Source organism: Halarchaeum grantii, assembly GCF_014647455.2.
Taxonomy (GTDB): domain Archaea; phylum Halobacteriota; class Halobacteria; order Halobacteriales; family Halobacteriaceae; genus Halarchaeum; species Halarchaeum grantii.
Genome location: NZ_BMPF01000001.1, coordinates 668,034 through 677,211 on the forward strand (window position 1 = coordinate 668,034; position 9,178 = coordinate 677,211).

General features: G+C 64.5%; 15 protein-coding genes. 11 read left to right on the forward strand and 4 right to left on the reverse strand.

Translation table 11 applies throughout. The features are described from left to right. Positions 1-125: 125 nt before the first annotated feature. From IEY12_RS15835 to IEY12_RS03555, 3 genes are all read left to right on the forward strand, one after another. Entirely contained in the window at positions 126-248 is a 123-nt protein-coding gene (locus IEY12_RS15835) for a hypothetical protein (protein ID WP_268245996.1), read from the forward strand. Positions 249-331: 83 nt separating this feature from the next. Further along, complete coding sequence (locus tag IEY12_RS03550) at positions 332-595, forward strand: type II toxin-antitoxin system HicB family antitoxin (RefSeq protein ID WP_188876847.1); 264 nt, start codon at positions 332-334, stop codon at positions 593-595. Next, positions 596-838: a type II toxin-antitoxin system HicA family toxin gene (locus IEY12_RS03555; protein ID WP_188876846.1), complete on the forward strand. Its 243-nt coding sequence runs from the start codon at positions 596-598 to the stop codon at positions 836-838. A gap of 5 nt (positions 839-843) precedes the next feature. Here IEY12_RS03555 and IEY12_RS03560 read toward each other — a convergent pair whose 3' ends face one another. From IEY12_RS03560 to IEY12_RS03570, 3 genes are all read right to left on the reverse strand, one after another. Then, positions 844-1,083 carry a hypothetical protein gene (locus IEY12_RS03560; protein ID WP_188878947.1) on the reverse strand — a complete coding sequence of 80 codons (240 nt, stop codon included), beginning with the start codon at positions 1,081-1,083 and terminating at the stop codon, positions 844-846. A gap of 152 nt (positions 1,084-1,235) precedes the next feature. Further along, the gene (locus tag IEY12_RS03565) at positions 1,236-2,825 is read right to left on the reverse strand and encodes a hypothetical protein (protein ID WP_188878949.1); all 1,590 of its coding nucleotides are present in this window, start codon (positions 2,823-2,825) and stop codon (positions 1,236-1,238) included. Between the two features lie 53 nt (positions 2,826-2,878). Then, the gene (locus IEY12_RS03570; RefSeq protein ID WP_188878951.1) at positions 2,879-3,880 is read right to left on the reverse strand and encodes a Cdc6/Cdc18 family protein; all 1,002 of its coding nucleotides are present in this window, start codon (positions 3,878-3,880) and stop codon (positions 2,879-2,881) included. 131 nt (positions 3,881-4,011) lie between these two features. On the opposite strand from IEY12_RS03570, the gene IEY12_RS03575 reads away from it, so the two are divergent. Continuing rightward, positions 4,012-4,635 carry a tyrosine-type recombinase/integrase gene (locus tag IEY12_RS03575; RefSeq protein ID WP_188878954.1) on the forward strand — a complete coding sequence of 208 codons (624 nt, stop codon included), beginning with the start codon at positions 4,012-4,014 and terminating at the stop codon, positions 4,633-4,635. Positions 4,636-4,643: 8 nt separating this feature from the next. Here IEY12_RS03575 and IEY12_RS03580 read toward each other — a convergent pair whose 3' ends face one another. Beyond that, a complete protein-coding gene (locus tag IEY12_RS03580; protein ID WP_188878958.1) occupies positions 4,644-4,919 on the reverse strand; it encodes a DUF8053 family protein in 276 nt (91 codons plus the stop codon). A 401-nt stretch (positions 4,920-5,320) separates the two neighbouring features. Here IEY12_RS03580 and IEY12_RS03585 point away from each other — a divergent pair, with 401 nt between their 5' ends. From IEY12_RS03585 to IEY12_RS03615, 7 genes are read left to right on the forward strand one after another with little or no spacing between them, the layout of a single operon-like run. Further along, a complete protein-coding gene (locus tag IEY12_RS03585) occupies positions 5,321-5,752 on the forward strand; it encodes a hypothetical protein (protein WP_188878962.1) in 432 nt (143 codons plus the stop codon). Further along, the gene (locus IEY12_RS03590; protein WP_188878965.1) at positions 5,745-6,002 is read left to right on the forward strand and encodes a hypothetical protein; all 258 of its coding nucleotides are present in this window, start codon (positions 5,745-5,747) and stop codon (positions 6,000-6,002) included. The genes IEY12_RS03585 and IEY12_RS03590 overlap by 8 nt, the downstream gene beginning before the upstream one ends. Beyond that, positions 5,999-7,438, forward strand: coding sequence for a hypothetical protein (locus tag IEY12_RS03595; RefSeq protein ID WP_188878970.1), 1,440 nt, complete (start codon positions 5,999-6,001; stop codon positions 7,436-7,438). Before IEY12_RS03590 ends, IEY12_RS03595 begins: the two co-directional genes overlap by 4 nt. Positions 7,439-7,444: 6 nt before the next feature. Further along, complete coding sequence (locus IEY12_RS03600) at positions 7,445-7,885, forward strand: hypothetical protein (protein ID WP_188878973.1); 441 nt, start codon at positions 7,445-7,447, stop codon at positions 7,883-7,885. A 40-nt stretch (positions 7,886-7,925) separates the two neighbouring features. Next, entirely contained in the window at positions 7,926-8,357 is a 432-nt protein-coding gene (locus IEY12_RS03605) for a hypothetical protein (RefSeq protein ID WP_188878978.1), read from the forward strand. Further along, entirely contained in the window at positions 8,350-8,871 is a 522-nt protein-coding gene (locus IEY12_RS03610) for a hypothetical protein (RefSeq protein WP_188878986.1), read from the forward strand. Before IEY12_RS03605 ends, IEY12_RS03610 begins: the two co-directional genes overlap by 8 nt. After that, on the forward strand, positions 8,868-9,158 hold the full coding sequence (locus tag IEY12_RS03615) for a hypothetical protein (RefSeq protein ID WP_188878988.1): 291 nt from the start codon (positions 8,868-8,870) through the stop codon (positions 9,156-9,158). The genes IEY12_RS03610 and IEY12_RS03615 overlap by 4 nt, the downstream gene beginning before the upstream one ends. Positions 9,159-9,178: the final 20 nt, after the last annotated feature.

Below are 9,178 nucleotides of genomic sequence, written 5' to 3' on the forward strand. Positions count from 1 at the left end.
GAAGGGAGGGCCGATGCTTCGCCGGTTCTATAGCTGGTTCGGCATCACGCCGGCCCACGATGACGACAACCAGAGCTAACCGACGTTTTGCAACAGCCTCCGGCTGAGGACGGGGAGGAAATTGGATGAGCGACGACACCCCCGAACACGGAGAGCGAAAACCGCTCGGTACTCGTCTCCGCGGAATAGCCGACGATATCGACGCCGATCCAGTCGGTGATGTACGCGACATCCGCGAGGACGTGTGAAACGCGCTCTCGACACGGCGGAGTAGTGTCGTATCGAGATACGTCCGAATGCTTATCCGGCAGATTCGCGTACTGGTCTGGTAATGGCGAGTGCGTCCCGAGACACGAACGGCGAGGGCGTGAAGTTCGTCCACGAGGAGGACGGGAGCATCACGGCCGTCGACGAGGAGACGGGCGTCGCGTCGTTCGGCGACACGAAGGCGGAGGCACTGCGGATGCTCGCCGAAGCGCTCGAACTCCACGAGGGCGGCGGCGAACCGGTCACGGACGAGGACCTCGAGGAGTTCGGCCTCGATCCCGACGACGTCGGCGGCGAGTCCGAAGAGCCCCCCGAGTTCATGCGGTAGATGGCGGGGACCTTCACCGGGAAGGACGTCGCGTCGGCGCTGATGGAGATGAACTACGTACCGGTCGACCGGACCGGGAGTCACCTGAAACTCCGCTGGGAGGCTCCCGACGGCGACGAGGTCCGCGTCGTCACAGTGCCGATGCACGGCGAAATCCCGACCGGAACGCTCCGCTCCATCGCCGAGCAGTGCGGCGCGGAGGACTTCCGCGCGTGGTGCGAGTGGATCGACGAACACAGCTGAGCGCGTCATAGTTCCACCTCGTCGAATCCGACCTCCTCCAGGAAGCGACGCATCCAGCTGGGCACGTCGGCCGTCGAGCGCGCCTCGAGGAGGCGGGCGGTCTCGATGTCGATGGCGAAGACCCAGCGTTCGCCGTCGCAGTGGACGGTGACGTGCTCGTCGTGGAGATGCGCGCGGATGCACTGACCCCACGGTAGGTGTTCGGTGACGGTGCGAGTCGGTGGTCCGTGCTCGGCGTCGGACATGGGAGAAGCGAGACACGGGATGGATAAGGCGCTACAGCGGCGCGTGCCGGAAACAGCCGCAGAAGGCCGAAACGCATGAATACGGACGCGAGAGGTGCGCTATCCCATGCCGGAAGTGCGTGCCGGAAGTATGCCGGAAAGAGAAGAAGGGTCTACGTCGACACGGTGACGGTATCGCTGAGAACGGTTTCGCCGCCGTTCTTCAGTCGAATCGTGACATCGTGGCTTCCGTCGGAGACGACGATAGCGTCGGTGAAGGACAGGTACTCGGTCGCGCTCGACCCGCTAGCGATGGACTGCGTCGAGTACAGGGACTCGGAGCGCGTCGCGCCGTCAACCTCGATCTCGATGGAGTCGTAGCTGACGGGGAGACCTCCGGTATTCTGGATGTCGACATCGAGGGACGAGAGTTCGTAGTCGTTCCCGTTCATCTGCTCGTAGAAGGTCGCGTCCGCGTTGATGGATGCGGACACGTCCTCGAAGGACGCCGAGGCGGTTTTCTCGCTCGTCCCGGTGGACCCGGGCGTACTCACTGAGACAGTAACGTCGACATCGCCACCGGATGTGACCGTGTAGATCGGCCCGTAACCCGACGAGAGGCCGTCGCCGTAGGAGAACGTCGCCGTCTCGCCACCTCCGATACGGTAAGTCGGCGACGCGATCTCCTCGCCACCGACGGTGATGTACGCGGTGAACTCACTCTCGACGTCGCCTTCGTTCGTCGCGGTGAACTTGAGGTTCTGGAGTACACCGTTCTGCCAGTTCGGAGTCAGCGAGGTGATCGTGACGTCCGCACCGGTGACAGAGTGCGAGAGCGGCGTCGTCGTGAATCCGGCAGAAGAGTTCACGACGAGCGAGAGATCGACGTCACCACCGGACGTCGCCCTGTAGATGTAGCTGAACGAGGAGATATCGTACTGGACCGTTTCTCCAGCGGCGATCCGTGTTCCGAACCCATCGATGGCGCGCTGTTCTTCACCATGGTAGACGGCGGCGGTCGCCGTCGTGCCCATGTCGCCGGTGTTCTTGACGGTCGCAGTTACGTGAGTCAGCGTGTCGCCGTTCCACTGCGAGGAGGTATTGACGACCTTCAGATTCGGCCCCTCGAAGGACTTCGCGAAGGTGTCGGTGAACGTCTCGTTGGCGGCTCGAATCGAAACCTGTCCACGGACGTCGCCGGACTCCTCAACGACGAGCGCACCGAACGATGGCGAGACTGTCACAGTCTCGGTGGTGTTTGCGGGAATCCACTCGTAGAGAGAACCGTTCACCGAGGCATCGCGCACGCTGACTGTCCCGCTTTTGACGTAGAACGGAAGGTCGCCAGTATTCTCGATGGTCACGGAGACGTCGTGGAGGACGCTTCCGGACCAGTTCGCGTTCACCTCGCGGACGTGCGCGTTTGGCCCGTCGAAAGTGACCTCCTTCGTCACCACGGTCTCGCCACCCTGCTGCACGATGAGCTTGTACGTCCCCGGTTGCGGATCACCCATCAGGAGTGCGCTCGAACTCTGGTTCGGCTCGATAGTGTCGTCGGTCACGACCTCACCGTCTGGCCGCTGGAGGAGGACCTGTGAGTAGTCGCTGACGGAGTAGTTGAACTCGATAGCTGGTCCGTACTCGGTCAGCTGAGTCTGTGTGTTCGAGACCGACGGCCCGGAGTCGAGAACACCGCTACAGCCGGCAGTCAACACCATCGCACCGATGAGTGTGACGAGTAAGACCGCCCTGAAACGTACCATATCCCTGAATAGATCATCGCGCACTTGTACCTATGGGAACAGTTCCGTGCCGCTCAGATGTTCGAGTAGAAGACCTTGCCACGGCCCGTCCCGCTCGACGCGATGAGACCGTAGTGCTCCTCGAGGGCACGCAGATACTTCCGACGGGTCCGACTCGCGACTGGATCCGAGCGCTGCTGCTTGTAGCGAGCTCGGAGGTCACTGGCTGAGATCCGGCCGGACTGTGCGATGAGTTCGAAGAGGATGCGTTTCTCGGTGGAGAGTTCGGCGACGCGCTGCTCGTTGATCACGTCGCGGGCCTCACCGACGACGCCATCGACGACGTCGACGGTGATGTAGCGGCCATCATTCGTCTCGACGTGGCGGGCGGCCCGCCGGAGGAGCGCGATCCCGTAGCGTGCGTCGCCGGTCGCGATGTCGGCGATGTGGTCGAGGACGTCGTCGCGGACCATACCGGGGCGGAGTGCGGCTTTCACGCGCGAGCGCAGAATGTCGACCATCTCGTCGTGGCCGTACGGCCGCAACTCCACGCGGCACGCTCCCCGTAGACGACTCTGGAGGCGACCGTCGAGGCGGGCGAAGAAGTCGTCCTCGTCGAGCGTGACCAAGACGAGCGTGACGTTCGGAATTTCGTAGAGGGACATGAGGACATCGTGATCGGCGAGGACGTCAACCTCGTCGAGGATGGCGACGAACTGCTCGTCCAGGTCGCGGAGTCGATTCAGGAAGCGACTCGGCGCAGTGCCGTCCTGTCGGAGATCGTGGCCGAGCTCGGCGTCGCGAAGAAGCCGGTGGAGAACGGCGGACTTCCCGGAGTCGCTGATGCAGTTCACGTAACCCCAACGAATCGACGCCTCGCGGTCGAGTTGTCGGAGTACGTAGCGCGTCGTCGTCGTTTTCCCGGCGCCACTCGGACCGAAGACGAACAGGTCCTCACCAGCATGACCGCCGACCAGGGGTTCGAGCGCGGCGGTCATCTGGTTGATCTGCCCCTCCCGATGATGCAGGTCACGCGGGACGTAGGCATCCTCCAGTGCTCGGAGGTTGGTGATCATACTCGCTTCGAGTTTGCGATAGGATATGAAAGCTCGCAGAGTGGAGTGAAAGTGGATTGCCGAATGTTCGACTCTACTAATAGAAGCGAACATTGAAGCCCTACGCGGCCGAGTCTGTTTATATACTACCCATGCCTCCGACCGCCACCCCTGCAAACTCGAACATTCAGAAGTGTTGGCTGAAGCCCGAGCAGGTCGAAGCCATGCGTGACGCTGCACACGAAGGCCGCCACGGTACCCGCGACGACGCCATCGTCACCACACTCTACGATACCGGCCTCCGCCGCGCCGAACTCGCGCAGGTGAATCGCGATATGCTCGACCTCGACGATGAGCAGTTACGTATCCCGGCGAGCATCCAGAAGGACTACCCAAACGACAACACGCCGAGCGCCGCGACGTTCGCCCTCGACCCGAGCGGCGACCTCCGAACCGTTCGGACCCTCCGCATCTACCTCCAGTCACGCGACGACGACAGTCCCGCACTCTTTCCGAGTCGCAAGAGTGACCGCCTCACCGGGAAGGCCATCAACGACGTCGTGAAGCGTCTTGCCGAGCGTGCCGACATTCGGCCGCACTCGTACGCTGGCCGAGGTGATCCGAGCGACGTGACGGCACACACGCTCCGACACAGTGTAGCATGGCGGATGCTCCGGGACGGGCGGGACAACACGCTCTACGACGTCCGAAACCGGCTTCGGCACGCCACGATTCTCACTACAGAAAGAGAGTACGATCACTTCGAGACCATCTGACCGAGGACTCAGTCGAGTTCGAGTTCGACGCGGTGGTGGTCGTCGTCTAAAAGCAGTTGCATGGCGGCTCGCTGGACGGCATCGGCCTCGAGGAGATCGGGAACGTCCCCCTCTCCGTTGACGTTGACGAGCCGCACCAAGAACTGGCCACGCCCGAGTCGGTCGACGACACATTGCTGCTCGAATCCCGAGGGAAAGTCGTCCTCGATGATGCCGTCTCGACGGAGATCTGATTTCGGGAGCGTGACCTGCCCGCTCTTGTTGTGCACTTGTAGGGACTGCATAGTCGTCATGTCGTCAGCGAGCTAGTAAAGCGTTCCTCGTGCACACGTTGTGGACACGCGGTATGTGCGTGGTGTGTGTTCTGCGGGGGTGTTTGAGGGTCTGACGTGTGGATGTAGGCGTCCGTCGCGACGGCGACGGAGTGCCAATCATGGCGACCAGACACCAACGGCCGTCCTCGCCGGACGGTTCGCACTCGTTTTTGGAGGCATCGCTTAGCGACCGGTCTGTCGCGACGACCGTCGAGGTGCGTGACGTCGCGCGACTCGACGACGCAGTGAGCGCACTCGTCGGAGGGATGCCGTGACCGATCACGTCGACGAGGCGCAGGCTCGGCGCGCTCGACTCGAAGACGTCGCCCGTGACCGGCGAGAGACGGAACTCCAGCAGAAGGAGGAGGTCCATGACTGGCGCTGACAGCGGTGAGGTATCCGTTCGTCAGGACGGGCAGGTGACGGTCCTCGATGCGCCCGAGCTGGATGGCGCAGTTCGCATCGATCTCGACTACGAGAGTGCACCTCACGTTCGTGTACCTGCGGATACGGAGGTGTCGTTCAGCTCTCCGGATGGGGAGCTATCCACCGACGGTGGCGAGTTGTGGTCAGAGTACGGCGCGCGCCGCATCAAGTCGCGCGGCTGGGCGCTTCGCGAAGACCACGCGGCTGTCGCCCTCGCGGCCGGCGTCTTCGGTCTCGTCGGTGGCGGCACGCTTCTCCCGAGCTCGGGGAGCGAGTTCATGGCCGGCCTACTCCTGCTCGTTCTCGGCGGCGCAGCGGCGTACGTCGGCGCTCGGTCGAAGTGGTCGGGGACGGCCGTGGAGGCCGACGATGAGTGACGCTCGCGCGGAGCTGGTCGCAGCGTCGATCCTCCTCGCGGCAGCAGTCGTGAGCGCGACGCTGATCGGCGTCTTCCTCTTCGACTCGGTGCTGATCGCTGGCGCGCTCGGCGTCGTCATGCCGACCGTGTTCGCCGCTGGCGTGTCGGTATCGCGGATCCGCGAATCGAGTCCCGCAGCGAGCGGAGTCCCAGAAGCTCAGACAGACATGACGGACACACACGCGGACGACGGAGGCATCGCGGAATGAAACTGAACATCGGTGGCGGTCGTGGCTTCGGGCTCTTTCTGGCGGCGCTCATGGTGTTGAGCGTCGGCGTTGGAGCCGTCTCGGCGGCCAACTCGGCGGTCAACTACGACGCGGACGCGACGCAGTCCCAGCACTATCGCGGTGACGTGACGATCGCGACGTACCAGATGGACTGGTCGGGGCTCCAGTACGAGGACGACAGCGGTGAGGTCGTGGAGTTCCCCGGCTCGGTGAACGAGAGTGCGGACAACCCGTACTCGTATCTGCCGACGCGTGCGGTCGTGTCGGACTTCGGGGCGTTCCCGCACGCGAAGGAGAACGTGAGCGCGCTTGAGGCGTCGGAGTGGTCGACGTCGGGCGCGAGCGTCACGAACACGCAGCCGGCGTCCGATGTCGACGCGGTGGAGATGTCGCTCGCGTCGGGTGACTCGGCGACGTACTCGAACTTCTCGATCACCTCGGACGAGGCGAAGAAGACGCTCTTCGCGGCGTTCGACGTGAACTCGCTGTCGAGTGACGCGACGGTGGAACTCCGTGTGAACGACACGGACGGCGACATGAAGGTCGCGGAGATCAACGCGTCGCGCTCGAGTGGCGAGGACTGGATGGCTGGCGAGACGGGCGACGGGTTCGTCTTCCAGCGCCAGCTCGGCCAGATGGACACGGTGACGGCGTCCGGGAGTGACGGGACGTTCGACGACATCGAGAGCGTCGAGGTCGTCGCGACGTCCGGGAGCGCGGACATCACGTGGACGGGCCTGAACCTCGACAAGACCGGGACGTACGTTCTCGGTGAGCGGCTCGCAGACACGGACGACGACGACGAGCTCGAGACGGAGACGATCACCGAGCACAAGACACCGGGCGCGATCTCGGTGACGTCACTCGACACGCTCGGGGACGTCTTCGGCGACGCGACGCTGCACGGGCTGACGGTCGACTTCGTCCAGAGCGCGGAGTCACTGCCGAGCGCGGACGTGAACGTCACGTTCTCGAACGCCGAGAGCTACCCGAGCTTCGACGTCACGGTGGACCTCTACTACCGGATGTCGCTCCGGTCCGCGTACGACCTGGGCTACTCGAACCTCGATCTCGTTGCGGAGCAGGCGCTTCCGGAGTCGCGCTACCAGACGGCCGAGTACGCCGAGGGTGCGGGTGACGTGGACTTCACGGACGCGTCGTACGCGTCTATCTCGTCACTCGGGAACGCCGGCGACACGGTCGTCATCGACTCGACGATCCAGCCGGGGCAGACCAGCGACGTGCACTGGCGCTACCTCGTGACGTCGTCCGAGAAGTCCGGGATCCAGAGCGTCGGCGGTATCATGGGTCCGACGGGCGGGTCCGGTGGCATCGTGAGCTTCCTGATCTCGCTCCCGGGGATGGCCGTGTCGGCGCTCCTCGGGCTGCTCGGCGTCCGCTGGGCACGGGGGTGACTCCCTGTGTCATCGAGCGATGAGCTGAGCGGAGCGGAGTACTACCTCGATCGCGCTCGTGGGACGTCGCTGACGAACCTCGCGAAGCGCGGCGTCGGGGGATGGCTGCTCGCACTCGCCGGCGCGGGAATCACGGGCATGCAGTCGATGCTCCAGCTCCTGCTGACGCCGGTGGAGCTGCTCACCGATCTGATGGCGGCGTCGGTGAATGCGTTCTTCCTCGAGCCGTTCGGCATCGTCATCGCGGGAGCCTCGGCGTCCGCAGAAGGCGCGCGCCAGTTCGGGATCTTCGGGTTGATCGTCGCCGTGTTGATCGTGCTCGCTTCGTTCTGGATCGTGATCCAGTACATCAACCAGCAGGACACCACGGACGTCCCGATTCCGGGCCTCACGGTGGACGTGATTCCGTTCGTCGGTGTCGACGAAGAGGTCGACGCGGAGGACTGACAGATGAGCCGAGATCGCAGATCGACCAGGAGGGCCGCCGATGGCGGATAGCTCGTACACGTACGGGTCCGGTGGCGGCGACGAAGGCGGCGGTGACCCGTACGATGACGGCGTTGAGGCGCGCCTCCCGGGCGGTGCGAACGGGATCGCGCGAACGCTGAAGAGCATCTTGGCCTCGGGTTCGTGGAGCGATCTCGGCGGCGCGGTGATCGGCGGCCTGCTCTACCAGCTCTGGGCCGGCGTGATCAACCTCCCGCTGGCGCTCGGTGACGCGGTCGGCGCGCTCGTGTCGCCGGTGACCGATGGCCTGTCGGCCGGCGTCGGTTCGATCGGGTCGACGCTCGTCTCGGAGGCGGAGGCCGTGTGGACTCCGCTCGATGCCGGGATATTCGGTCTCCCGCTGAACGCCGCGATCCTGATCGTCGCGATGTGGGTCGCGGTGCGCGGCTACCGGGTGATCCAGGATGGTTGATCCGGGAGACGTCACCCCGAACGGCGGGAACGAGAGCGATGGCGGTAACGTGCTGCCGTCGTGGCTCACGGACAACGCAGGCACGCTGAAGGACTTCGCGAAGAACCCAGCTGGGTTCCTTCGGAAGTTCATCATCGGCTCGTTCATCGCCGGTCTCGGGTGGCTGCTGCGTCCGATCTTTGACGCGATCCAGCTCGTCTTTCTCGGGTCTGAGCCGTCGACGTTCGCGGCGCCGGGAGAGGTTCTCGGGCTCGCGGACCTGCCGGTCGCGCTCGCGGGACTGTTCGGCGACGCGGTCGGCTCGACGGTTCGGGTGGCCCTCGAGGCAGTCGCGTCGATCATCGGATCGGTCGTGCCGCAGGGGTCCGGCCCGCTCGGCGGGCTCGTACTGACGGTCGTGTTCGTGGTGCTCGCGGTCGCGGCCGTGCGGATCGGGGTGCCGTTGCTGCGCGCCGGCCTCGAGGCGGTGCCGGTCGTCGGCGGCCCGCTGAGCACACTACTCGGAAAGCTATGAACTGGAAAAAGACACTCACGCACCCGGCGAGCGTGGTCGCTGGCGCGCTCGGCGTCGTCGGCATCGCGGTGAAGCCGACGGTGATCACGGCCGTCTTCGCGGCGGTCTGGGCGCAAGCGGGAACGATCTTCACGGCGACGTCGCTGACGGCGTTCTCGATCGTCCCGAATCTGCCGTCGCTGGCCGGCTTCCAGCCGGTCGCTATCGGCGTTGCGCTCGTGAGCGGCGCGGTGTACCTCGTGAAGCTGGGAGATCGCGTGATCGACGAGTTCGAGAGGAGACTATGAACGGAGAGCAATCGGTACGG